Source organism: Endozoicomonas sp. ALD040 (assembly GCF_049275945.1).
Lineage (GTDB): Bacteria > Pseudomonadota > Gammaproteobacteria > Pseudomonadales > Endozoicomonadaceae > Endozoicomonas_A.
Genome location: NZ_CP184829.1, coordinates 3,030,972 through 3,053,396, shown reverse-complemented (window position 1 = coordinate 3,053,396; position 22,425 = coordinate 3,030,972). Strand labels below are relative to the sequence as shown.

At 48.1% G+C, this 22,425-nt stretch carries 24 protein-coding genes, 1 pseudogene and 1 riboswitch; of the genes and pseudogenes, 11 read left to right on the top strand and 14 right to left on the bottom strand.

Annotation, left to right across the window (positions count from 1 at the left end; translation table 11 throughout):
* The first annotated feature begins 141 nt into the window (after positions 1-141).
* Entirely contained in the window at positions 142-1,488 is a 1,347-nt protein-coding gene (locus ACOJUN_RS10875; protein WP_422136650.1) for a PhoPQ-activated protein PqaA family protein, read from the top strand.
* Between the two features lie 95 nt (positions 1,489-1,583).
* Here ACOJUN_RS10875 and ACOJUN_RS10870 read toward each other — a convergent pair whose 3' ends face one another.
* Positions 1,584-2,009, bottom strand: coding sequence for a hypothetical protein (locus ACOJUN_RS10870; protein ID WP_422136649.1), 426 nt, complete (start codon positions 2,007-2,009; stop codon positions 1,584-1,586).
* A gap of 84 nt (positions 2,010-2,093) precedes the next feature.
* On the opposite strand from ACOJUN_RS10870, the gene ACOJUN_RS10865 reads away from it, so the two are divergent.
* Positions 2,094-2,513 carry a hotdog fold thioesterase gene (locus ACOJUN_RS10865; RefSeq protein ID WP_422136648.1) on the top strand — a complete coding sequence of 140 codons (420 nt, stop codon included), beginning with the start codon at positions 2,094-2,096 and terminating at the stop codon, positions 2,511-2,513.
* A 78-nt stretch (positions 2,514-2,591) separates the two neighbouring features.
* Here the strand turns inward: ACOJUN_RS10865 and tal are convergent, their stop codons facing one another.
* The 4 genes from tal to ACOJUN_RS10845 all read right to left on the bottom strand — a co-directional run bounded on the left by tal (position 2,592) and on the right by ACOJUN_RS10845 (position 5,266).
* The gene (gene tal, locus ACOJUN_RS10860) at positions 2,592-3,542 is read right to left on the bottom strand and encodes a transaldolase (protein ID WP_422136647.1); all 951 of its coding nucleotides are present in this window, start codon (positions 3,540-3,542) and stop codon (positions 2,592-2,594) included.
* Between the two features lie 221 nt (positions 3,543-3,763).
* A complete protein-coding gene (locus ACOJUN_RS10855; protein WP_422136646.1) occupies positions 3,764-4,327 on the bottom strand; it encodes a hypothetical protein in 564 nt (187 codons plus the stop codon).
* A gap of 122 nt (positions 4,328-4,449) precedes the next feature.
* Positions 4,450-4,893: a YbaN family protein gene (locus tag ACOJUN_RS10850; protein WP_422136645.1), complete on the bottom strand. Its 444-nt coding sequence runs from the start codon at positions 4,891-4,893 to the stop codon at positions 4,450-4,452.
* On the bottom strand, positions 4,886-5,266 hold the full coding sequence (locus ACOJUN_RS10845; protein ID WP_422136644.1) for a hypothetical protein: 381 nt from the start codon (positions 5,264-5,266) through the stop codon (positions 4,886-4,888). The genes ACOJUN_RS10850 and ACOJUN_RS10845 overlap by 8 nt, the downstream gene beginning before the upstream one ends.
* Before the next feature lie 172 nt (positions 5,267-5,438).
* On the opposite strand from ACOJUN_RS10845, the gene ACOJUN_RS10840 reads away from it, so the two are divergent.
* Positions 5,439-7,097: a hypothetical protein gene (locus tag ACOJUN_RS10840; RefSeq protein ID WP_422136643.1), complete on the top strand. Its 1,659-nt coding sequence runs from the start codon at positions 5,439-5,441 to the stop codon at positions 7,095-7,097.
* 60 nt (positions 7,098-7,157) lie between these two features.
* The gene (locus ACOJUN_RS10835; RefSeq protein WP_422136642.1) at positions 7,158-8,690 is read left to right on the top strand and encodes a PhoPQ-activated pathogenicity-related family protein; all 1,533 of its coding nucleotides are present in this window, start codon (positions 7,158-7,160) and stop codon (positions 8,688-8,690) included.
* Here ACOJUN_RS10835 and ACOJUN_RS10830 read toward each other — a convergent pair.
* The 5 genes from ACOJUN_RS10830 to ACOJUN_RS10810 all read right to left on the bottom strand — a co-directional run bounded on the left by ACOJUN_RS10830 (position 8,675) and on the right by ACOJUN_RS10810 (position 13,607).
* Positions 8,675-9,259: a disulfide bond formation protein B gene (locus ACOJUN_RS10830; RefSeq protein WP_422136641.1), complete on the bottom strand. Its 585-nt coding sequence runs from the start codon at positions 9,257-9,259 to the stop codon at positions 8,675-8,677. The two genes, ACOJUN_RS10835 and ACOJUN_RS10830, sit on opposite strands and share 16 nt — an antisense overlap.
* A gap of 20 nt (positions 9,260-9,279) precedes the next feature.
* On the bottom strand, positions 9,280-9,438 hold the full coding sequence (locus ACOJUN_RS10825) for a DUF5993 family protein (protein ID WP_422136640.1): 159 nt from the start codon (positions 9,436-9,438) through the stop codon (positions 9,280-9,282).
* A gap of 211 nt (positions 9,439-9,649) precedes the next feature.
* Positions 9,650-10,660, bottom strand: a complete 1,011-nt coding sequence (locus ACOJUN_RS10820; protein ID WP_422136639.1) for a tryptophan--tRNA ligase — start codon at positions 10,658-10,660, stop codon at positions 9,650-9,652.
* A gap of 181 nt (positions 10,661-10,841) precedes the next feature.
* The gene (locus ACOJUN_RS10815) at positions 10,842-11,651 is read right to left on the bottom strand and encodes a hypothetical protein (RefSeq protein WP_422136638.1); all 810 of its coding nucleotides are present in this window, start codon (positions 11,649-11,651) and stop codon (positions 10,842-10,844) included.
* Between the two features lie 582 nt (positions 11,652-12,233).
* Positions 12,234-13,607, bottom strand: a complete 1,374-nt coding sequence (locus ACOJUN_RS10810) for an MATE family efflux transporter (protein ID WP_422136637.1) — start codon at positions 13,605-13,607, stop codon at positions 12,234-12,236.
* Between the two features lie 191 nt (positions 13,608-13,798).
* Between ACOJUN_RS10810 and mutM the strand changes: the two genes are divergently transcribed.
* From mutM to ACOJUN_RS10785, 5 genes are all read left to right on the top strand, one after another.
* A complete protein-coding gene (gene mutM / locus ACOJUN_RS10805) occupies positions 13,799-14,614 on the top strand; it encodes a bifunctional DNA-formamidopyrimidine glycosylase/DNA-(apurinic or apyrimidinic site) lyase (protein ID WP_422136636.1) in 816 nt (271 codons plus the stop codon).
* Positions 14,615-14,678: 64 nt separating this feature from the next.
* A riboswitch (TPP riboswitch) is annotated at positions 14,679-14,781 on the top strand.
* A gap of 80 nt (positions 14,782-14,861) precedes the next feature.
* Complete coding sequence (gene thiD / locus ACOJUN_RS10800; protein WP_422136635.1) at positions 14,862-15,680, top strand: bifunctional hydroxymethylpyrimidine kinase/phosphomethylpyrimidine kinase; 819 nt, start codon at positions 14,862-14,864, stop codon at positions 15,678-15,680.
* Between the two features lie 10 nt (positions 15,681-15,690).
* Entirely contained in the window at positions 15,691-16,476 is a 786-nt protein-coding gene (locus ACOJUN_RS10795) for an ABC transporter ATP-binding protein (RefSeq protein ID WP_422136634.1), read from the top strand.
* A complete protein-coding gene (locus tag ACOJUN_RS10790) occupies positions 16,473-17,225 on the top strand; it encodes an ABC transporter permease (protein ID WP_422136633.1) in 753 nt (250 codons plus the stop codon). The genes ACOJUN_RS10795 and ACOJUN_RS10790 overlap by 4 nt, the downstream gene beginning before the upstream one ends.
* 21 nt (positions 17,226-17,246) lie before the next feature.
* Positions 17,247-18,203, top strand: a complete 957-nt coding sequence (locus ACOJUN_RS10785; protein WP_422136632.1) for an ABC transporter substrate-binding protein — start codon at positions 17,247-17,249, stop codon at positions 18,201-18,203.
* Between the two features lie 62 nt (positions 18,204-18,265).
* On the opposite strand, the gene ACOJUN_RS10780 is transcribed toward ACOJUN_RS10785, so the two are convergent.
* The 4 genes from ACOJUN_RS10780 to xerC all read right to left on the bottom strand — a co-directional run bounded on the left by ACOJUN_RS10780 (position 18,266) and on the right by xerC (position 21,458).
* On the bottom strand, positions 18,266-18,862 hold the full coding sequence (locus ACOJUN_RS10780; protein WP_422136631.1) for a hypothetical protein: 597 nt from the start codon (positions 18,860-18,862) through the stop codon (positions 18,266-18,268).
* Between the two features lie 102 nt (positions 18,863-18,964).
* Entirely contained in the window at positions 18,965-19,582 is a 618-nt protein-coding gene (locus ACOJUN_RS10775) for a hypothetical protein (RefSeq protein ID WP_422136630.1), read from the bottom strand.
* A gap of 155 nt (positions 19,583-19,737) precedes the next feature.
* Positions 19,738-20,445: an HAD family hydrolase gene (locus ACOJUN_RS10770; protein ID WP_422136629.1), complete on the bottom strand. Its 708-nt coding sequence runs from the start codon at positions 20,443-20,445 to the stop codon at positions 19,738-19,740.
* A complete protein-coding gene (xerC, locus tag ACOJUN_RS10765; protein WP_422136628.1) occupies positions 20,445-21,458 on the bottom strand; it encodes a tyrosine recombinase XerC in 1,014 nt (337 codons plus the stop codon). The genes ACOJUN_RS10770 and xerC overlap by 1 nt, the downstream gene beginning before the upstream one ends.
* A gap of 159 nt (positions 21,459-21,617) precedes the next feature.
* On the opposite strand from xerC, the pseudogene ACOJUN_RS10760 reads away from it, so the two are divergent.
* Both ACOJUN_RS10760 and ACOJUN_RS10755 read left to right on the top strand, forming a co-directional pair.
* A pseudogene (locus ACOJUN_RS10760) lies at positions 21,618-21,755 on the top strand (RING finger domain-containing protein); the annotation flags it as partial.
* Positions 21,756-21,758: 3 nt separating this feature from the next.
* Positions 21,759-22,190: a hypothetical protein gene (locus tag ACOJUN_RS10755; RefSeq protein ID WP_422137151.1), complete on the top strand. Its 432-nt coding sequence runs from the start codon at positions 21,759-21,761 to the stop codon at positions 22,188-22,190.
* Positions 22,191-22,425: the final 235 nt, after the last annotated feature.

Below are 22,425 nucleotides of genomic sequence, written 5' to 3'. Positions count from 1 at the left end.
TGAACCGATAAAAAAAGTTCGCCAGATCGAACGTTTTTTTCCCAGACACGATAGACTGACTGCAAAGTGACTCCCGGCTGTTATTCACTCCAGAACCGCCGATGAAACTTAAAGGAACTTGAGTAACTATGAGGTCTGGCATTGAACCCTATATTTCTGGACTACCTGAATAGAAAAGACGAAAGCTTCAGCTGGCGCTGCCTTGAAACTTCTCATTGCGAAGAGTTTCCGGTCGTCTCCGTTAGCCATTTAGAACTGATTTCCCAGACTTGGCAGGAAGGCTCAGGGTTTGGCCTCCTTCAGCCGGAATGGCAACACCGCCTCACACTTTACTGGCCTGAAGGAGGTTCAGAGAGTCCCTGTCTGTTAATGATTAATGGTGGATCAAGGCACGATCCATCCCTTGAACTCACTCCCTCGCATAATGTCGATGGCGCACATTTATGCCAACTCACCAAAGCCCCGGTAGCCGTTCTCAAAGATGTTCCCAACCAGCCTTTGACCTTTCGGGATGGTGTTCCCAGGTCGGAAGATGATCTTGTTGCTTTTTCCTGGCAAGCCTTTCTGGAAGATCCTGAACACAATGGTCTTATGCCCATTCAATGGCCCATGGTGAAAAGTGTTATCCGGGCCATGGATGCTTTGTGCGAGTTCAGTGAAGAGATCAGTGAAAAAAAATGCTCCCGAATAAATGACTTCATTATCGCCGGGGCTTCCAAACGGGGCTGGATTTCATGGTTAACGGCAGCCGCTGACCAAAGGGTCATGGCTCTTATTCCAATGGTGATCGATACATTGAACGTACAAGCCTGCATGAATCATCATCTGAATGTTTATGGCGGCTTTGCCAGCGCTATCAGCGATTATGCAGACAGTGATCATGACATTCTGTCAAGCCTGGAATCCAAGGGTATGCAGCAATTGCTCAATGATATTGACCCCTTTGTCTACAGAAGTCAGCTTCATCTGCCTGCATTTATTGTCAACGCCAGTTGCGACGAGTTCTTTCCACCAGACTCTGCCCGTTTCTATTACCCGAAGTTATCCGAATTAACCTGGCTGAGGTATTTACCGAATGCCAGCCATTACCTGGGCCGGGACAGTGACGTAAACACCGATGAGATCATGGCTTCTGTCTTTGGTGCGCTGATCTCGGAGCAGGATATGCCCGCCATGAACTGGCAACTGCTGGATGAAGGTGGTTTGGAAATCAGAACCAGCCTTGAACCTAAATTAGCCCGTGCCTGGGTTTGCCATAACCCTGAGGCCAGAGACTTCCGAAAAGATGTACTGCAACAGGCAGGTATCCGCTATCAGGCAACCCGTATAGAACCTGTCGTCTCAATGCCCTGGACTTATCAGTTTTACCCTGCAACGCCCGAGAATGGGTGGACTGCCTTCTTTATCGAGCTGGTCTTCAACAATGCGCCTTATCCGGATCTGATCCTGACATCAGGCGTTCGGGTGACTCCTGACGTTTATCCTTAGAGCAGCCCTGACTGTTTATCCACTCGACAAAAAAGGATAACCGGACAGCCCATCAGAGATCATATATCGCAATAGCACTGAGCGATATCAGGGGGCTACTCAGACTTTTTCATATCCCGATATTCTTTCAGTTTATCCCGTAGTTCCTTGCGTGACTCTCGATAGGTTTGCATCTGCTGATCGTTGAGTACCGTCGCCAGTCTCTTATTGGTTTCATCCCTGTTTGCCTTGAGAGCCCTGGCTTTTGCAAGCCGGTCCTGATCGGTGGCCTGAATCTTTTTCACATTCTCCCTACTCTCCTTCAGGATGGCCTTTACATTGGGCTTTTGTTCATCCGTGAGATTGAGTTTTTGCTCCAGCTGACTGTATGCTTCTTCCATATTCACGGGCGCTTTGCTCGGAGCCGCTTCTACTTCGACAGAGCAAAACACCAGCAGAATGGAAACCACCGATAGACAGAAGATTATGCTTCCTGGTATCGAATGATTGTCCAGAGAATAAAAAGATGCCCCGGTTTTCATAGCAATTCCTCCAGTGAAATTGACTGCTCATACACCTTGAAGAGCAAAAAAGGTGTGTGATACATAACATGAAAGGTGCCTGCCATGTCGATATGGAAGACCCAAGCTACTCCAGAAAGCCTGAATCAGAGATGTGAAGGCAGTATGTGCAGTCATGTGGGTATCAATATAGTAGAAATAGGCGACGACTTTCTTCGTGGCACCATGCCGGTAGACGAGAGAACCAAACAGCCCCTTGGATTTTTACACGGTGGCGCATCGATGGTTCTGGCTGAGACCCTTGGCAGCATTGCAGCCAACCTCTGCTGCGCAAAAGATCAATACTGTGTCGGCCTTGAGATCAATGCCAATCATCTTAAGTCAGTCACTTCCGGACGGGTGACTGGTACCGCCAGAGCCGTTCACATTGGCAAAAGCACACAGGTCTGGGAAATCAGGATCGAAAATGAACAGGGGCGGCTCACCTGTATTTCGAGAATTACCATGGCCGCAGTCGGCAGATAAAAGTTCTGATGAAAAGCAGATACCGGGCGTTTCTGTATCTGCTTCAGGGTCTGATGTCGTGTTGTTTTGGGAAAAAAATCACAGTCTGGATTCGATCAGGCTCTCCAACTTCACCTGATCTCTGGCAAAATTACGAATGCCTTCGGCGAGTTTTTCTGTGGCCATCGCATCTTCATTCATTGCCCAGCGGAAAGCCTGTTCGTTCAGTACCACTTTTTCATGACTGGATGTGGCACTCTCCGGAGACAGCTTCCGAACAACCGTCGCTTCTGTCTTCTCCAGATCATCCAGCAGACCCGGGCCGATCGTCAGACAATCACAACCCGCCAACTCAATAATCTCAGCTGTGTTACGGAAGCTGGCACCCATGACCACAGTATTGTAGCCATGCTGCTTGTAGTAGTTGTATATGCGGGTCACAGAAACCACACCCGGATCCTCAGCCGCTTCAAAGTCACGACCTTCAGCTTTTTTGTACCAGTCAAGAATACGGCCAACGAATGGAGAAATCAGGAATACACCAGCTTCAGCACAAGCCTGAGCCTGGGCAAAATTGAACAACAGGGTCAAATTGCAACGGATGCCTTCCTGCTCCAGAACCTTCGCAGCTTCAATGCCTTCCCAGGTAGAAGCAATCTTGATGAGCAGACGTTCAGGGTCCGCGCCCTGCTCGCGGTAAAGGGCAACCAGCTCCCGAGCCTTGCCAATGGTGGCATCCTTATCAAATGATAAACGAGCATCGACTTCTGTTGAGACAACACCCGGTACGACCTGCTGGACTTCCTTACCAATCGCTACGGCCAGCCAATCACAGGCATGCCTGACCTGCGCCACTCCATCATCAGTTTTGGATTTGCCATACTCCAGAGCACTATTGAAAAGTGGCTCATAAGCAGGAAGTTCAGCCGCTTTCAGAATGAGGGATGGATTGGTTGTAGCATCTACAGGCTGATATCGACGAATGGCTTCGATATCGCCGGTGTCTGCCACTACTTTCGTCATTCCCTTGAGTTGCTCTAACTGATTCATTGGACTCTCAATCCTCACTTTTTTTTATGGCAATCGATTTCGTCAAAATAGTCAAGAACTACTCAGGGCCGTGTCTACATTCAAGAAAAGTTCATAACAATAACGATAGGCACTCTAACAAAGCCCAATGGCCAGAGCTGATAACGCAGCCTTTCGGGCTTCCACAACTTCCTCATTGCATCCTGCGTGATGAAATGAATCCGGCACCCGGAATTTATAAATCAATTATTCTGTGAGGTGTTCTGGTGCATCATCTGGCTAACCCTGAGCTCCTGCAGCAACAGTTCAATTTGAAACTGTTCCGCTTCAATCAGAGTTTTATAACGGGCTACCACCGCATTCATCTGATCAGACAAGGTTCCTTTGGTCTTCTGATCAACACTGTTTGCAATAGACTTCGATTGAGTATTGATGTCTTTTTCCTTAACACTGTTTCGGGGCTGGCTTTTATTCTGAGGGGTCTTTTTATTGATTTTGGCCTGCAGCTGTTTCAGCTCGCTCTGCATGCGATCACGGTAGGTCCGAATGCGCTTTTGTCTCAGAGCAATACGATCTTCGATCATCCGGGCGCGGGCCTTTTCGTCCATTCCCCGCAGTTTATCCATATCAAATGGCTCAAGGGGTGCCGCCAACCCCTTAAGTTCAATAGGTTTGGCATTGCTGTCGCACTTTTCTTCTGTAAAAACCACAGCGCCATTTACCTGACATTTGTAAATTGGCTTCGCGTACCCTGTAACCGGAATCAATAAAATGCCGACGCCCAGCAAAAGTTTTCTCAAATCCATGATGATGCCCTGACTTAATACCTTTTCTTCACTATAGTCAGAGCCTGGAAAATGAATATCAAAACGACCTGCTCCCTTATTCTTGCCCGTGGCATGATTACAAAGATCAGTGTGCTATTGACTCACTGTTTTTGGTATCTGCGCATTAGTACCCACAGATAACTGCTCACCGCCAGTGCAATCAGTCCCAGCAATATTTTCAGAACAACCTGGGGAACCAGCCAGACTGAAATCCCTATGCCCAGCCATAATAATGCCAGAGCCCGATACCCTATTTTGGGTGAGAGTGCCCTGTCATGCAGATATTCTTTCAGGACCGGACCGAACCTTGGGTGCCCCAGCAGCCACTGATTCAATTTTGGTGAAGAGCGAACGCTGAGCCACAATGCCATCAACAGAAACACCGTCGTTGGCATCAGAGGCAACACAGCACCTATAATGCCGAGCACAATGCAAAGTACTGCCAACCCCTGATACAAGAGTCGCAACAATGGATTTCTGACCAGAAGGTTGCCTTTTTCTGTTGCTACCTGATCAGCCAAACGGGGCTCTTTACACTTACTCAAATGTCGCTTCCTGAATACGCTTAACGTACTCCAGCTCTGTGAGTTTTTTCAGAACTTCATAGTAATCCTGCTGATGGGTGTCACCGACGGCCAGATACTCGCCTGAGCGGCACTGTATTTTTCCCGGCGAAACCCGGTAAACAACCAGCGTTGGATCAATCGCCATAACCTGATCAACATACTCGATATTGTCAGGAATACAGAATTCATAGGACACTGCCGTCAAGCTGTCATCTTTACCACGCAGACCCTCCCTGTTGAGTTCATTGAGATCAAACTGGATCTTGGCCATATCCCCCGCTTTCCAGCCCAGCGTGGAGCAACCACTCATAAACAGAGCCAGCAGGAGTAAAGCAGGAGTTTTCAATGACATAAGCAAAACCTTTAAAGATTAACTGCTTGACTATAGTAACTCTTTTCTCTGCTTCATGGTGGTTAATCACGAAAAGGATGCACATACGACTAACAACAGAAATAATCCACATTAGAATGATCACACAAAATATATCTATACTGATATCCTCTGCACTCAGCATCGTTAAATTATGCATTCCAATATTCTTGTTCGAGCCGCTCTGGTGATACTGATCCTGACGGCCAACAGCAGTTTTTCAGCCTCTGACTTTGAGATTTCCGAGTTAACCAGAGGGCATCAGCGGACCAGTGACTACCTGGAGAGTATTCGTAACAACCGTCCACTGCTCCAGATGTTTATGAATAAACTGCCAAAAGGCGGTAATCTCCACCATCACCTCATGGGGGCCATCGAACCCAAAGAAATCATTGATATTGCGATAGAACGTGGGTTCTGCATGTACAAAAACCATCACATGGCTCCGTGTGACTGCTGCACCCAGTCCGTGAAGAAGTATGTCGATAATGAAGAAAACCATGCAGCTCTGATCAGGCAGCTATCACTTCCTGACAGTCACGATCCTGTCGAAGTTCGTAACAAGCTTTTCTTCAACTACTTTCCCACCCTTAAAGCCCTGTTCGATGGGATAGATGCCCGTTTCATTTCATATATACGAAAAAAGGCCGCTGTTGATGGACTTTCCTACATTGAATCTACTGTCTACTTCGATGAAGCGAACGGACCTGATAAGTTATTTTCCCTTATCACTCACCTTCCCACACCAAACCCTGACAGCACCCAGAGTCTGGAAGACTTTCGTGCCAAACTGAGTTCCCAGTCAGATTTTCATACCCAGTTAAAGACCGCTGCCGGAAAGATAGCCAACGCCTTGAAAGCTTCTGACGACCATTTGAACTGCTCCCACAGTCACTCTCACCCTGCCTGTTCTGTTAGCGTCCGGTTTCTGCACCAGGTTCACCGGACCGAACCCCTGCCCCAGGTTTACGCCCAGATGATCTTTGCCTTTGAACTGGCTCAATTGAGTCTCTCCGGCAGCAACCCTCAGGTGCTGGGCATTAACATAAGCGGATCTGAAAATAGTGATACGGCACTGAATGATTACCCCAGTCATATGAAAATGCTGAGTTTTCTGAAAAACCACAAACAATACCCTCTGGTGAAAGAGCGTATCAGCCTTAACGCAGGAGAAATGGCCAGGGCCACAGTTGAGGATTTTTACTATCGAACCGCCATGGCAGATGCTATTCAAATCGTTAAGCCCAAGCGTGTAGGCCACGGAATAAGCCTCATGGCACAGAACTGTCTGAAGCAATCCGGCTCCGGTAATGAAGAATACGCCAACTGCAGTGCCGAACTGCTCAAAACCATGCTGGATCATGACATTGCTGTTGAAATTCCATTCACCAGTAACCAGCGATTGAGCGCTACCGGGCCCAGGAGCGGTCACCCCTTTCCTGTTTATGTCAATAGTAATATTGCAGTGACGCTGGCTACTGACTATCCGGGTATTCTGAAAGTCGATTTGACCAGTCAGTTCGTTGAGGCCGTCCACGGCTTCAGCCCTGATCAGACCGGCGAAAGTTTTCTCCTGTCCTTTGACCAGATTGTTGAGTTCGCACGCAACAGCCTGGAGTTCAGTTTTCTGCCTGGTCAGAGCCTCTGGTTAAAGAGTGAAGGTCAGTCTCGATATCAAAAAAGGGTTCCGGCCTGCCTGGATCTTGGATCAGAAGCCTGCAAGAAATTTGTTAGCGGTAATACCAAGGCGAGGTTTCAAAGAGATCATGAATCAAGGCTGAAAGACTTCATGTTAACAGCACCTTTAGAGTAAGAAACCATGATTTAACACCCTTCAGGACGACCAGGAAACTTGCAAAACAAGAGTAACAAAATGGCAAAAGAATTCATCCCCAGATCTCGGTTCGGCTTACTGACATTGCTCTGCTTCTGTCTTCTGATTCTGAGGCATCAGGTTCATGCCAGAGATCACCTGAAAGTCTCTCCCGGAAACTGTACCCCTTCTTACCTGGGTAAGCACTTTCATGACGTGCTGCCCTGCTACCTGAAGCAGAAAGATAAGAATTATCAGTGGAGTGTTTCACCAGCAACTGAAGAGCGCGTTGAGCTGGATGGAAAAGTGCTGAAGGTCAAAGTATACCCTGTCAATATGAAGTCTCTGCGCTGGACTGTTGGCGAGCAGGACAAAGTCTCTGACCCCGTCTGGGAGCACCGGGTCATGGTTTATGTACCGGAAAAGGTCAGCGCCGACACAGCGCTGCTCAATATCAACGGCGGCATCATCCACTGGCCTGAAGGTCAGCCCGATAACAACAAGAGGTTCACCGATGCCCTGCATTTTTCCCATATAGCTGCCAGAACACGGTCAGTCGTCGTTGACCTGAAAGATATTCCAAACCAGTTCCTGCAATTTGGAGACAAAAAACCACTGAAGGAGGATGCTCTGATTGCCTATACCTGGCAAAAATTCCTCGATAACCCGAAGAAAAACTATAACTGGCCACTCCGACTGCCCATGGTCAAGGCTTCCGTCAGAGCCATGGATACAGTTCAGGCACTGATGAAAGAAAAACATATAAAAATTGACCGTTTTGTATTAGCCGGGGGGTCAAAACGAGGCTGGACAGTCTGGCTGACTGCAGCAATGGACAAAAGGGTCTCCGCCATTATACCCATGGTCATTGATGTGCTTAACCTGCAAGACAGTATGCGCCACCATTTCAATAGCTACCAGGGCTGGGCTCCGGCTATCAAAGACTATTATTCTCTGATGCACACACTCGGTACCCAACCTCTGACTCAGTTAATGGAAGTGATCGACCCCTATTCCTACCTTCCTCAGCTGGCCATGCCAAAATACATCATCAATGCCACGGGCGATGATTTTTTCTTACCCGATTCCAGCCGCTATTACTTTAATGATCTGAAAGGCGAAAAATGGTTGAGATTTCTTCCTGACCTGCGGCATTACATTCTCAGAATGGATCAAACACTGGTCAGTGAAACCATCGAATCCTTTTACGGAGCCACCATTGAAGATCGTCCCATGCCCAGGATCAACTGGGATGTCTCTAAGCAAAACCTGAAAGTGGAAGCCTCAATGCCCCCCAAAGCCATGAAACTCTGGACTGCAGAAAATCCTGAAACCAAAGATTTCCGAACCAGCCCTGACAACCCCACAGTCACCCGGTTTAAATCCGAAACACTCAAATTCCATTGCCATAAAAGCTGTCGGGCCGATGTTGCGTTAAAAGCTCCCGAAAAAGGTTGGAAAGCCAGCTTTGTAGAACTGATCTATCCCAATCCACCTTATCGTGACCTGTCATTTACTACCCGGGTGTTTGTCACTCCGGATGTTTATCCTGAGCACGGCAGCAATGCGTCTCATGGTCAGAGCCATCCATAAAACATATAACGCAGCGGATTGTCCGGGCACTGCTCAAGGCCACACTCAAAGAAGACTGAAACGATATTGGCAACAACCAGAAACACTAGAAACGCAAAGGCCAAATGGGAAAACCTTCGAATTCTTGGGTCTCTCGCTTCTGAAACCTCGTTCCTGTATGCATACAATTCAAATTGTCTGGAGTAGCCTATGACCAGTGCGATGTACACGATTAAAGCAGAGCACAGAATATACAACCAGGTATACATATGCAGCCCCAGGATAGCTTCACCATATCCTTGAGGTGTTGTCACATGCAGTGCAATTTGCCTAAGAGAAATAAAGCTCGTCAAGACGGCTGCCAGCAGCGACAGACTGTAATGACCAGGTCGAATATGATACCTCATATTGAGCAGAAACCCTGAGGCAATGATTAGTATTCCCTGCCGCTGCAATATACAGAGAGGGCAGGGTAACTCCCCCATCACAAATTGAAACCAGAAAGCGACAACCAGAAGAAGGCAGGTGATTGTCAATTCAAAAACACTGGCAAATTTCACAAAATCATTGATCTCACTGCGAGAGTTCATGACCGATCTCCGACAGGTGTCTATAGATAAATTTCCAGGTGCTCAGAAATATGATGCATAAAAATCAATGCAATCAGAACGAGAGAAATGCTGAACAAAACGATGCCCCATCTTCGATTGAACCAGGCGACAAGCATCGCAAATAATATGAAGATAAAAGACAACAAAGCGTAAGGCATTAACCGTGCTCCCCGGCCCGACGAGACTGTTTCAGCAATGCCGCGCTGCACTGATAAGACGTTAAAAAGTGTCTTCGGGCACCAATCTCGGGCAGGCTCCTGAACATGAAAGTTTCATAAGAGCATAGCTTTGTCATTCTTTATTGTCAGATAAGAAGCGTCTGTTGAAAGGACGCTCTTAAGAAAGCAAATGTCTGGCGTGGGAAAAAAATCAGGCAAAAGGACGGATACCCACCTTATTGCGAATATCCTGCAGGAACGGCACTGCTTCAGCACGGGCTTTTTCTGCACCTTTTTGCAACTCAGCTTCAATAAATGCCGGGTCAGCCATCAACGCGTTATAGCGTTCACGAGGCTCCCTGAGTACATTGTTGATGTATTCAAAGAGTTCATTTTTCAGGTCACCCCAGCCAGCACCGGCTTCGTACTGCTGCCGTTTTTCAGCCACCTCCTGTTCCGTCGCAAAGGCTGAAAAGATCTGAAACAGAGTGCAGGTTTGCGGGTCTTTAGGTTCACCGGGCTCCAGAGAGTTGGTTTTGATCTTGCGGATCAGCTTGAGCAGCTTTTTCTCTGGCACAAACAACGGGATGGTGTTGTCGTAGCTCTTGCTCATCTTGCGACCGTCAAGACCATTGAGAACCGCAGTGTTTTCACCCACCACGGCTTCTGGCAGCACAAACCTGGTTTTGTAGTGGTGGTTCATTCGACCGGCAATATCCCTGGCCATTTCCAGATGCTGAACCTGATCACGACCCACTGGAACACGGTTGGCATTGAACATCAGGATATCCGCCGCCATCAGGATCGGGTAATTGAACAACCCCATCAGCACGCCCTTGTCCGGGTCAGACTCGCCCGCTTCCTGATTGCTCTGGGTAGCTGCTTTATAGGCATGAGCACGATTCATCAGACCTTTGGCGGTCATGCAACCGACAATCCAGTTCAGTTCCATAATTTCCGGAATATCAGACTGACGATAAAAAGTGACACGATCGGTATCCAGACCCAAAGCCAGCCATGTCGCGGCAATTTCCAGCCCGGACTGGTGAATACGCTTGGGGTCACGCCCCTTGATCAGGGCATGGTAATCCGCCAGAAAAAGGTAGGACTGAATGTTTTCGTCACGGCTTTCTTCAATCGCAGGACGGATAGCACCCACATAATTGCCCAGATGCGGCGTGCCTGTGGTGGTAATACCGGTTAATACTTTGGTCTTTGTCATGGGGTCACTCATAGGCCTCACGAAGTGGCAATGGGCACTTTACTGGAAACGGGAAGGCGGCATTATAGAAGAGGCAAGGCAGGCATCTCAACCACAGGCGGCACTGCTGTCCGGTTAAACACATTCAAGCTCCATAATCAGGGGCGTCTGAAGCTTGAATATTTTTAACCGGACGAGAAGACTATTCTGATTTCTTGTGACAGCGCTTCCTACTACAAACAGGTTTTTTTGGGCAGCTCAAACCGAAGCAGAGGATATTTTCATAGAAGGTGGAACCTGAAGGGCAAGAATCCCAGGTTGTAAAAATAGAGCAACGAAAAGGATTGCAGCCATCACCATTACATAAATGGCAAGCAGGAGAAAACTGTTCAACAGTGCATGTACATCTGGGGCAGTCACCATGGAACGATGGGCTCTCGCATTTGGAGCAAAAATCGTCTTCATCGTTAGCTGCATAGCTAACTTCATTGCTACCCTCATTGCTACCTTCATCACTCTCGCTCTGGTCGTTCAAAGCTGGTCGGAAGAAGGGCGAGAAATACAAGGCACCAACAAACAACCCACATGAGTTCTCACCATTATCCGATAGCGTTTCATATCCAAATTCAAATCCTTTGCCAACGGTAGACTGCACACAGATGTCCAGGTGACCTGCGTTCTGATTTCTGTTTTTGAATACGTAATAGCTCCTGGATACGTAATAATAACCATTGTCGTTTTTTTCAATATGGGCAAATGAAGTAAGCCAGGTGGCAAGCTGCTCATAGTTTGCATCGAGCCAATCGAAGTTAGCGGTGTACTGTGTGTCCTGGACGACAACACCAAGTAGTCGCGGGTATGCACAGACAAACGAATCAGGTTCAGTTCCGGGGATGACCTTACCAATCAAATCGCCAGCATCGGCTCGAGTGTCGGAAGGCATGCACATCAGGACATCGGGATGAGCAGCCTCAAAGATATCTGTCGTTAATTCGCCAGCACCTTTCATCATGCCAGAGCTGAAATCAGCTTGCGTGTTCCCGGGACAGGTATCGGCACGAACATTGAGGGTAATTGTGGACAATAAAAGCAGCGTGAAAAAAAGCCTATGCATGAGGGGTTTCATAAATAACTCTTTTTTCATTGTTCAGTGAAACGGATGCAGGGAAAGAGTAAAAAACGTCAAGCGACTTTTTTATAGAATCAAAGTACAAGTGAACAACAAAAGTCACTTTAACCATGCACTGAAAGTCTGGGGAGTAAGAGCCTTGCTCTCGTGTTTTCGATTGGATCAGAATTCGTCAGCTTGATTCTGAGCAGCCAAGACTACGCATGCACCGACTGATAATAGCAAACCCCTGATAAGTCTGCCCAAATAGAGACATTCTCATGATGTGTCGTACTTATTCTTATTGGTTTTATCTCATCCGGCATCACACTGCCAACCCTGACAGAACAGGTGTGCACTGATTGGTAAAATTGAGACATTGTCCATATAGCTCTCAAGGCACCGGATACTGACAAGAGCCGACATTCGTCGGCCCTTTCTGACACTCAGATTGCACATTTTTCAATCAATATTCATGGCAAACGATTACGTCACAATGGCTCTCTTGCTCAGCGATCTGAAACGCAGCAGCAGGAATACAGCAGAAAGCGTCAGTGCCAGCACTAATCCGATCCAGAGACCATGGGGACCCATAGGTTCATCGGCGATAAAATCCGTCAGTCCCAGCGTATAACCCAGTGGCAGAGCTATACCCCAGCAGGCAATCAGAATAATGATCATAGGTACCCGGGTGTCTTTGTAACCCCTTAATGCACCATTGGAAGCGACCTGAATACCATCGGCGTACTGGAACAGTGCAGCAAAGATCAACAGCTGGGCAGCCAAAGCTTTAACCGCAGTATCCCGGGTATAAAGCGATGTCAGAGCATCGGCAAACGCCCACATAACAGCAGCAATCAGGGTGGCTGTCAGCAGGGTCGCTACGATACCCGAATACCCCGAGAACCTCGCGGCCTGAGGATCACCAGCCCCAAGAGCCTGACCGACCCGTATGGTGATTCCCATGGATAGACTCAACGGCACCATAAAGGCCATGCTGGCGAGATTCAATGCAATCTGGTGACCCGCGACGGTCACTGCGCCCAGTTTGCCAATAACCAGAGCGACCGCCGAAAAGATACTGGCTTCAAAAAAGATGGCCAGACCGATGGGAACGCCGAGTTTCAGGTGAGCAGCTATTCGCCCCATGTCGGGCGATTCAAAACGGTCGAACAGATTCACTTCTGTATGCTTTTGATTAAACCGGGTGTAGCAGAACATCAACAGGCACATCACCCAGAAACAGATGGCTGTTGCATAGCCACAACCTACGCTACCCATTTCCGGAAAGCCGAACTTGCCATAAATCAACACATAATTAAGCGGAATATTGATCAGCAAACCGACAAAGCTGATAAGCATGGCCGGCTTGGTAATGGAGCGCCCTTCGCAATAGCTGACCATGGTTTGATATAAACAGATCCCGGGCACACCCCAGGCCAATGCATCCAGATAAGCATCCGTCCTGGCAGCCATTTCGGCATTGACTTCCAGAACATTGAGCAATGGCATGGCATTGATCATCAACACCATACCGACCACACTTAACACCAGAGACAGCCACATGGCCTGACGAACCGGTGAAGCAATCTGGTCAATTTTTAGGGCACCAAACAGATGGGCGACAGTCGGTGTTGTCGCCATCAGGATACCTCTGATTAACAGATAAATCGGAACCCAGATACTGGAGCCAATAGCCACCGCTGCCAGATCTTCTGCAGAGTATTGACCCGCCATACTGGTATCCACAAAGCCCATACCGGTAGTTGCCAGCTGCGCACCCAGAATCGGGGCAGATAAATAAATAAGCTCTTTAAGTTCCTTGGAATATCGTTGGTATAACGTTGGGCTGGCTGTCATTTTTACTCACTGTTCTGATGTGCTTTTACCAATACTGAATCGGGGTAAAAGTTAAACCATCTTACCAGTCACATAACAACATTTGATATGGCTAATTTGCCGTGACTTTTTGGGGCCCTGCGCGGGATTTTTACCTATTTCCTTTAGCCGGTTACATCGCCTTTTGATGACATATTTGCTACTGTCGGCGGATGCCTGAATTACCTGAAGTTGAAACGACCCGAAGAGGTATTGCACCTCATATTATTGGTCACACCGTATCGGATGTTATTGTTCGCAATCCACAACTGCGCTGGCCGGTTCCGGAACATTTGCAACAGCATTTGTCCGGGCAGGTTATCCGTGCAGTCACCCGACGGGCGAAGTATCTCCTGATCAAAACCGACGCCGGAACCTTATTGGTTCACCTGGGGATGTCCGGAAGCCTGCGCATACTGAAAGAACCGCAGGAAGCCCGAAAGCATGATCATGTCGATCTGGTTTTCAGTCACGGGATAAGGCTGAGATACACCGACCCAAGAAGGTTCGGAGCGGTTCTGTGGATCGACGACGATGTTATGAAACATGACTTGTTAAGCAAACTCGGCCCGGAGCCACTCGGTGATGAATTTACAGCCCAGAGGCTTTATCTCAAATCCAGGGGGAAAAAACAGCCGGTAAAAACGTTCATCATGGACAGCCATGTTGTTGTTGGGGTCGGGAATATTTACGCCAATGAAGCCCTGTTCAAAGCAGGCATCCGGCCTGACAGGCCCTGCGGAAAAATTTCCAAAGCCCGTTACGAGCGACTGACCGAAAGCATCAAAGAGACTCTGGCAAAAGCCGTTAAACAGGGTGGAACAACACTGAGGGATTTTGTCGGAGGCGACGGCAAGCCCGGTTACTTCAAGCAGGAACTAGCCGTCTATGGACGCAAGGGAGAAGCCTGCGTGCACTGTTCAACACCTATAGTAGAGATCCGCCTGGGTAATCGCAGTACCTGTTACTGTAAAAAATGCCAGCGTTAATCTGAACCGGGATTTAACCGACCTTTTGAGGATTAGACATAGTTACAGAAACAAAATAGACTCGCACCGTTGGTTGGGGTGTTCGGAATGAATGTTTTCCGGACTGAGAGAGACCCATTGAACCTGAACCGGATTATACTGGCGTAGGAAACCGACGATTGAACGGGCTCGCTATCCCCGACAGGATTTCCCCGGCACCGTTCTTCAGATACCTTTTCTACGTCAGTTCGAAGAAGTAAACCGAACGATGACTAATGAAACACCAATTGCCCTTACCATTGCCGGATCGGACAGTGGTGGTGGCGCCGGTATACAGGCAGACCTGAAAGCCTTTTCAGCATTGGGTGCCTACGGCTGCAGTGTTATTACCGCTCTGACCGCCCAGAATACTCAGGGCGTGCAGGGTATTTTTGACGTTGAGCCTACCTTTATCCGCCAACAACTGGATTCAGTCTTTTCCGACCTGGCTATCAAGGCCGTTAAAGTGGGCATGTTGAGCCAGCCAGACGTTATCACAACGGTAGCGGATAGTCTGGCTCACTACCGCCCGGCCTATCTTGTGCTTGACCCTGTGATGGTGGCTACCAGTGGTGACGTTCTGCTGCACCAGAGCGCTATTGAGACTCTCAGGCAATTACTGATTCCCAAAGCCAGTCTGATCACCCCTAATCTACATGAAGCTGCGGTGCTTCTTGACTGCCCGGTGCCCAAAAATCCGGATCAGATGATCGATATGATTGAGCCATTGCTGGCGCTTGGCTCCCGGGCAGTTCTTCTTAAAGGTGGTCACCTGAGTGCTGGCAATAGCGATGATAAGGCCACTGATTTTTATCACGACGGGAGTTCTTTGCACCGACTGGAGTCCAACTGGATAAAAACCGCTAATACCCACGGCACAGGCTGCACACTCTCCTCAGCGATCACCGCATTGCTGGCTCGTGGCTACTCCATGAGTGAAGCCATTCCGGAGGCCAAAAAGTACATTGCCCAGGCCATTGCCCATGCCGATCAGCTGAACATCGGTCAGGGTAGCGGACCTGTTCACCACTTTTACAACATCTGGTGATCCGGTCTGAATGTTTGATGTTTTAGTAAAAAATGCTGCTCTGGCTTATGGTGAAAAGGTTATTTTTAATGGTCTTGACCTGACTCTCGCAGGAGGCGAGTGGACCTGTCTGCTCGGTGGCAGCGGGGTTGGCAAGACCAGCCTGTTGCGGTTGATTGCCGGTTTATCCACAGGCCAGCCCTCTACCCCCCAAAAAAATGTCTTAACCACAGCCGGCACTGTGCTCTGCCAGGATGGCTTTTCCCTTGAAGGTCGCATTGCCTGGATGGCCCAGCAGGATCTGCTGCTGCCCTGGTTCTCAGTCATTGACAATATTACGCTGGGTGAACGGCTCAGAGGCTCTTTCTTTAGACGAACAAAAGTCCCTGCCGAAGAAATGGCAAGAGCCAGACATATTCTCGAGCAGGTTGGCCTTGTGGATAAGTCTGACGAATTACCCCAGAACCTTTCCGGTGGACAGCGACAGCGCGTTGCCCTGGCCAGAACCCTGATGGAAAATCGCCCCCTGGTATTAATGGACGAGCCCTTCGGCGCCCTGGACGCCATCACCCGACTGAATCTTCAGGACCTTGCCTGTGAGCTACTGGCTCATCGAACGGTACTGTTGATCACCCATGACCCTCTGGAAGCCCTGAGGCTGGGCCATCGTATTTATCACCTTCAGGGACACCCCGCAAAATTAACCGAAGCCATTATGCCACCCGGTACCCCACCCAGATCATTGGCAAACAGAACCTTGCTGAGCCTGCAGGGTGAACTGCTGGAACGACTGAGACATGAGGAAGAGCATAAATGAAATTCTGGATGCCGCTGCTCAAGCCTTTTCTGGTAGTTCTCGGCCTGTTAGTCATTTGGGAAGCCATTGTCGTACTGTTTTCTATGCCGAACTATATATTACCGGGTCCGCTGGCAGTGCTGAGCAGTATGTACGACAATGCCTCTTTGCTGTGGGAACACACACTCGTCACCCTGACAGAGATGCTGCTGGGTCTGGTTCTGGGGGTTCTGTCGGGCATCCTGCTGGCTATGATTCTGGTTTATTTCGTAACACTTCGACCATGGCTTCTACCACTGCTGCTCATTACCCAGGCGGTTCCGGTCTTTGCACTGGCTCCCATACTGATGCTCTGGTTTGGCTACGGCCTGGCTTCCAAAGTAGTCATGACCATTCTGGTGATTTTCTTCCCGGTAGCCACCTGCTGCTATGACGGCTTGCGCCACACTCATCAGGGCTGGCTGGACATGGCAAAGACCATGGGCGGGAACCGTTTTTCCACACTGCGTCATATCCGCTGGCCGGCAGCCCTTCCTGCCCTCGCCTCCGGCTTGAGGGTTGCGGTTGTCGTGGCTCCCATAGGAGCTGTAGTCGGTGAATGGGTTGGCTCCAGCGCCGGGTTGGGCTACCTCATGTTGCAAGCCAATGCGCGCCTGTGGGTAGACCAGATGTTCGCAGCGCTGACGGTACTGGCTATCTGCTCTGTCGGTCTTTACTTCATGACCGATCTGGCTCTGAAAAAACTTATCCCCTGGCAACCTGCCACCTGACTCTGCTGAGGACTCATAATTTTGCTCGCACAAAAACTATTCAGAAAAGTGTCTGTTCTGCTGTCGCTTCTGTTGGCCAGCTCACTTTCATTTGCCCAACCTGTTAAAGAGCTGAACCTGATGCTGGAGTGGTTCGTCAATCCAGATCATGGGCCTATCGTGATTGCCCGGCAAAACGGCTACTTCAGGGATCAGGGGTTGAAAGTAAATATACAGGAGCCTGCTGATCCTAACCTGCCTCCCAAGCTGGTTGCCGCCGGTGATGTTGACCTCGCCGTCTATTATCAACCCAGCCTGACTCGCGGCGTCGCCAACGGCCTGCCTCTGGCCTGGGCGGGCACCCTGGTTGCGACACCTCTGGATGGACTGATTGTTCTGGAAGATGGGCCGATCCAATCCCTGAAAGACATGAAAGGGAAAACCATTGGCCTGAATATTGGCGGCAATGAGAACGCTTTTCTGGATACGCTGTTCAAACCTTACGGGTTTTCTTCAAAAGACATCAAGATGGTGAATGTTGGCTGGAACCTCTCTTCTTCCCTGATGTCAGGCCGTGTTGATGCAATTATGGGTGCTTACCGGAACTTTGAGCTGAACCAGCTGGCCATCGAAGGTCGACAGGGCAAGATGTTCTATTACGAAGAAAATGGTATCCCTCCCTACGACGAGCTGATTTTTATTGCCAACAGCAAGAAGCATGACAAGCAGGTGATCAGGAAATTCCTGCGAGCCATCGAACTGGGCACCCAGTTTATTGTCAACAATCCGCAAGCCTCCTGGGAAATTTTCAGGGATTACAGTCCCAAAAAGCTGGATAACGAGCTTAACCAACGGGCATGGTTTGATACGGTGTCACGCTTTGCTCTCAGACCCTCGGCCAGAGACACAGGGCGCTATGACCGTTTTGCCCGATTTCTCGAGGCCCATGGCGATCTGAAAAACATTCCAGAAGCTAAAGACTACATGCTGAATCTCTGATGAGCAGAGGGCAAAGCAGCTTCAGGTCAGCTGCCCTGCCTGACAGGCATCAGATAAAACAATCAAAATTCATCGTAATACCGTAATTTCCCTATCTGTTCCGGTGACTGCACCGGAACTTTAACGGCGTTGAATCTGTCGAATGCATTATTTTCTGGATTGAATACTTCATAGACAAATTCGTTACCATCAACTTTAATAACTTTGGTAATATCCAAACCACCTTTCGGGTTAATAATATTGGCTTTCGATTTAAAGTCATTTAGATCAACGTCTTTATATTTAAAATCGAATTCCAATCTTTCCCAGGTGTCTTTGGGGGAAATATGTCTAAGATCGAAGATCAACCTTTCCCCCGTGTCTTCAGGGGAAAACCATACACCAGAATAAGCTATTAATTTAAGATTCTGTTCCGGGATTTCTATAACCGTATCATATCTACCGTACAATATATCCTCACTGTAGTGTTCACCATACCCTGTAATAATGAACTTTACCGGACCTTTATAGCGCTGAGGTGGGTGGTAAGTAATATATTCGTTAAAAGGTAAATCATCTTCAGAAAGCCAAGTACCTATTATCTCGTTTTCCACTTCATCGGCGTGTAAATAAGTAAAAGACAGAAGTAGTATTATGCAAGCTGCATAGTTAATTTTCATTATCAGGTTTCTCCTATCCAAAAACATATAGACCAACGGAATATGGATTAAGTTCCAGAGATGCCTGAAAAACATTCCATCCACCAGAAACTGCATGCTGAATCACCGATGGGCAGAGGACGAACCGTTCTGAGGCCAACCGCTCTGCCTGTCAGGCCTCAAAAAAGTCAGTCGGATATCTTCGAGATGCGGTAGTTGCTTTATCTGCTCCATTGACTGACCCGGAAGTTTAACAGTTTTGAATTTGTCAAATCCCTTGCTATCTGGATTGTATTCTTCGTAGATAAATTCGTTAGCATCGACTTGTACAACTCTGGTAAGAGATAAACCTTGAGCTGGGTCTAAAATTTCTTTTCTGACTCTATGACGATCTAAATCAACGTTTTTGCTCTTAATATCAAGAATCATTTTTTCCTGTGAGTCTCTGGGAAAGAACCATAAACCACTGAAAGCTATTGCTTTACTACTGAGCATTGGCATTTCTACAACCACATCATATCTGCCGTATAATACATCCTCGCTAAAGCATTCACCACATCCTCTAATATTGAACAATGCCGACCCTCCAAACTGACAAGGTGGATGATAAGTTATATATCTATTAAAGGGTAAATTATCTCTGATAAGCCAAGTGCCTATTATCTGCTTTTCCACTTCATCGGCGTGTAAATAAGTAAAAGACAGAAGTAGTATTATGCAAGCTGCATAGTTAAGTTTCATTATCAGGTTCCTGGTATCCAAAAAAAATACAGTTCAGTGAAATATATATTAGGAATCCATAGATACCTGACAAAAAATTCCGAAGGACAGCACTGTCGTGCTGTCCATGAATTTGTGATAGATGGAATTAATTACCCGGTCAGTCAGGCGAAGCCTTAATATTCTGGCTGAAGATCCTTGTCCAAAACCCTGAGCAGACCGGTTAGCGATCGTATCTCGTAATCAGGTCTGCGGTCGCCATTGAACGCCTTGTCAGCAGGATTAAACCAGACGGTTCCAATTCCCAGTGCTCCGGCACCAGCAACATCGGCTTTCAGGCAATCTCCCACATGAAGGGTCTCATCGGGAGTCACACCGGCACGCTCCATGGCTTTCAGGAACAGAGTCGGCTCTGGTTTCAGACTGTTGTAATCCTCTGCCTTGAGAGCAAAGTCAAAAAACTCACTGACCGACAATTTCCCAACATCGACATTGCCATTGGTGACCGCAGCCAGCGTATAGTCTGCTGACAGATGAGAAAGGACTGGCTGAACTTCGGGAAAACACTTCACATCATGACGCCACTCCATAAACTCCCGCATCAAGTCACCGGCAATTTCTTCCGCTCTTGATTCCGGGCAATCGCAGTCTTGCAGAATCTTCTGCAGAGAAAACCGGCGCAGTTCCGTAATCTGATATTTGAGCTGCGGATGATCCTCCAGGAGTTTGACCCGATACTCAAACACTTGCTTGGGGTTCATTCTATCGTGGGTTGCTGGCCAGTACTCACAGAGTTTTTTCCAGGCTTTCTGTTCTGCCCGAATCAGTACCGGCATGTTTTCCCAGAGCGTGTCATCCAGATCGAAAGTGATCAGCTTTATCATTATTTTTTCCTTTTGGGTTCTTTTATTGCTGAAGGCTCCTGATCTTCGGTAACTCTCTCTTCCCTATCAGACGGTTCATTAACAGAGGACGTCTTACTGACTCTCTGTGCTCTCGGATGAGCCTTATCATATACGTCGGCCAGATGTTGAAAATCAAGATGGGTATATATCTGGGTAGTGGCAATATCACTGTGCCCCAACAGCTCCTGAACCGCCCTGAGATCGCCACTGGACTCCAGCAAATGACTGGCGAAAGAGTGTCTCAGCAGGTGAGGATGCATACGCCCTGAGAGACCCCTGTCTCTGGATAGCTGACTCACACGGTTTTGCACCTGACGGGCACTGATACGATTACCCTGCTTTGAGAGAAACAGGGCCTGTGCATTTTTTTCCGGAAAAATAACTCTGACGGACAGCCATTTTTTTATAGCTTCACGCGCCTTTCGACCCACCGGCAGCCAGCGTTCTTTTTTGCCCTTGCCCAATACGATCACCTGCCTGTAATCATCCTGGAAACTATTGAGATTCAAGCCAACCAGTTCCGAGAGGCGCAGCCCCGAAGAATAGAACAGTTCCAGGATAGCCAGATCCCTGATCACTAATGGGTCATCATCCTCCTGATCAAGCAGCCTGGTGAGTTGATCGGCATCCATGGTGACAGGTAACTTTCTGCCCACCTTGGGTGCAGTGACTCTCTGGGCAGGGTTATCCGCAACCTTTCCCTGCCGGTTAAGGTAACGATAAAAACTGCGAACGGATGAAAGCAGGCGATGCAGACTCTTCTGCCCAAGGCCCTGGCCATGCAACTCTGCCAGCCATGTCCGGAGCTGACGTTCTTCAAGCTTTTGCCACTGAGTGATTCCAAGCACTTCGGCCTGCTTCAGTAATTTACCCAGATCTCTCTGATAGGCCGAGCAGGTGTGAACAGAGCTATTTTTTTCAAACTTCAGATAATCGAGAAAAGCATCAATATCCTGTTGCAGGAAACCCATGACAGAACCTTTGGTAAGCACATCTGTTCATCATTCACCAAGCCCTCTGTCCATGCAATATCGATAACGATGGTTCTTTTGCATTTTTGCGGGAAATATAGCTCGCGACCAACCTCCCGTTACCCGCAGGGAACCAAAACCAGATACAGGTGTCAAATGTTAAAACAGTGAGGTTTTCATATGAATGCTACCGAAGGTGTTAGATGTGCAATATGCCACGATTCAGTAGATTGCAGTCCCTTCAAACTAACATGCGGACATGCTTTTGGTAAATCGTGCGTACGGGTATGGATGGAAAGTTCTGACCAAAAGAACTGCCCGATGTGTAGAAAAGAATTAACTGATGACGAAATAACACAGATAAACGATCTCCCGTTATATGATCGAACTGTAAATGTTTTGAAAAAAGCTACCCCAATCTTTACCAAAACTGCTTCGTTTTATCTCAGGTTTTGCTGCATTTACGTTGCTGTTTCCGCAATTAAGTTAAAGTCTGAAGCTTTCTCAGTTTCATATATTACCAGTATTTTGAATCCTGCCGTGTCTATTCCAACAGGTGTTATCGGGGCTCTCGGGGCTGCTACTGGTGTCCCCAGAGTTTATTCAACTGCTGCTGGGGCTGCATTCGGGGCTAGTGTCATGGCTTTGGCTGTGTCTAATAATTCTTTCGTTAAAGCTTTCCCTGAACGGGTTATAGTAGGGGTCATTTCGGGGGCTTCAATAGCTTTTACATCATATAACAGTAGGAGGTGAGTTTCACTTTCATCCGCTTCGACCTTGCAGTGACTCGTGATTAAGGCAATGAACCGTACAATTATCCTGATTCGAGCGAGTGAGTGCGTTTAAGGCTCTGCGATTCACGGAAAGTACCCCGTCTGGCAATTCTGAAGTTCTTGTCTATTCTCTGTCTGTTCTACCAACATCAGTCAATAGCGTCCCTTTCTTTTTCCAGAGCAGAAAGTCAGCACAGATTGTTCCGGCGTTTTCC

Bases quoted from the DNA above. Each gene is read 5' to 3' on its own strand.
- ACOJUN_RS10790 (WP_422136633.1), top strand. From the start codon at position 16,473: ATGAAATTCTGGATGCCGCTGCTCAAGCCTTTTCTGGTAGTTCTCGGC.
- ACOJUN_RS10845 (WP_422136644.1), bottom strand. From the start codon at position 5,266: ATGTCATTGAAAACTCCTGCTTTACTCCTGCTGGCTCTGTTTATGAGT.
- ACOJUN_RS10865 (WP_422136648.1), top strand. From the start codon at position 2,094: ATGTCGATATGGAAGACCCAAGCTACTCCAGAAAGCCTGAATCAGAGA.
- ACOJUN_RS10780 (WP_422136631.1), bottom strand. From the start codon at position 18,862: ATGAAAATTAACTATGCAGCTTGCATAATACTACTTCTGTCTTTTACT.
- tal (WP_422136647.1), bottom strand. From the start codon at position 3,542: ATGAATCAGTTAGAGCAACTCAAGGGAATGACGAAAGTAGTGGCAGAC.
- ACOJUN_RS10815 (WP_422136638.1), bottom strand. From the start codon at position 11,651: ATGATGAAAGGTGCTGGCGAATTAACGACAGATATCTTTGAGGCTGCT.
- ACOJUN_RS10775 (WP_422136630.1), bottom strand. From the start codon at position 19,582: ATGAAACTTAACTATGCAGCTTGCATAATACTACTTCTGTCTTTTACT.
- ACOJUN_RS10825 (WP_422136640.1), bottom strand. From the start codon at position 9,438: ATGCCTTACGCTTTGTTGTCTTTTATCTTCATATTATTTGCGATGCTT.
- thiD (WP_422136635.1), top strand. From the start codon at position 14,862: ATGACTAATGAAACACCAATTGCCCTTACCATTGCCGGATCGGACAGT.
- ACOJUN_RS10840 (WP_422136643.1), top strand. From the start codon at position 5,439: ATGCATTCCAATATTCTTGTTCGAGCCGCTCTGGTGATACTGATCCTG.
- ACOJUN_RS10755 (WP_422137151.1), top strand. From the start codon at position 21,759: ATGTGTAGAAAAGAATTAACTGATGACGAAATAACACAGATAAACGAT.
- ACOJUN_RS10820 (WP_422136639.1), bottom strand. From the start codon at position 10,660: ATGACAAAGACCAAAGTATTAACCGGTATTACCACCACAGGCACGCCG.
- ACOJUN_RS10830 (WP_422136641.1), bottom strand. From the start codon at position 9,259: ATGAACTCTCGCAGTGAGATCAATGATTTTGTGAAATTTGCCAGTGTT.
- ACOJUN_RS10870 (WP_422136649.1), bottom strand. From the start codon at position 2,009: ATGAAAACCGGGGCATCTTTTTATTCTCTGGACAATCATTCGATACCA.
- ACOJUN_RS10770 (WP_422136629.1), bottom strand. From the start codon at position 20,445: ATGATAAAGCTGATCACTTTCGATCTGGATGACACGCTCTGGGAAAAC.
- ACOJUN_RS10810 (WP_422136637.1), bottom strand. From the start codon at position 13,607: ATGACAGCCAGCCCAACGTTATACCAACGATATTCCAAGGAACTTAAA.
- mutM (WP_422136636.1), top strand. From the start codon at position 13,799: ATGCCTGAATTACCTGAAGTTGAAACGACCCGAAGAGGTATTGCACCT.
- ACOJUN_RS10835 (WP_422136642.1), top strand. From the start codon at position 7,158: ATGGCAAAAGAATTCATCCCCAGATCTCGGTTCGGCTTACTGACATTG.
- ACOJUN_RS10795 (WP_422136634.1), top strand. From the start codon at position 15,691: ATGTTTGATGTTTTAGTAAAAAATGCTGCTCTGGCTTATGGTGAAAAG.
- ACOJUN_RS10855 (WP_422136646.1), bottom strand. From the start codon at position 4,327: ATGGATTTGAGAAAACTTTTGCTGGGCGTCGGCATTTTATTGATTCCG.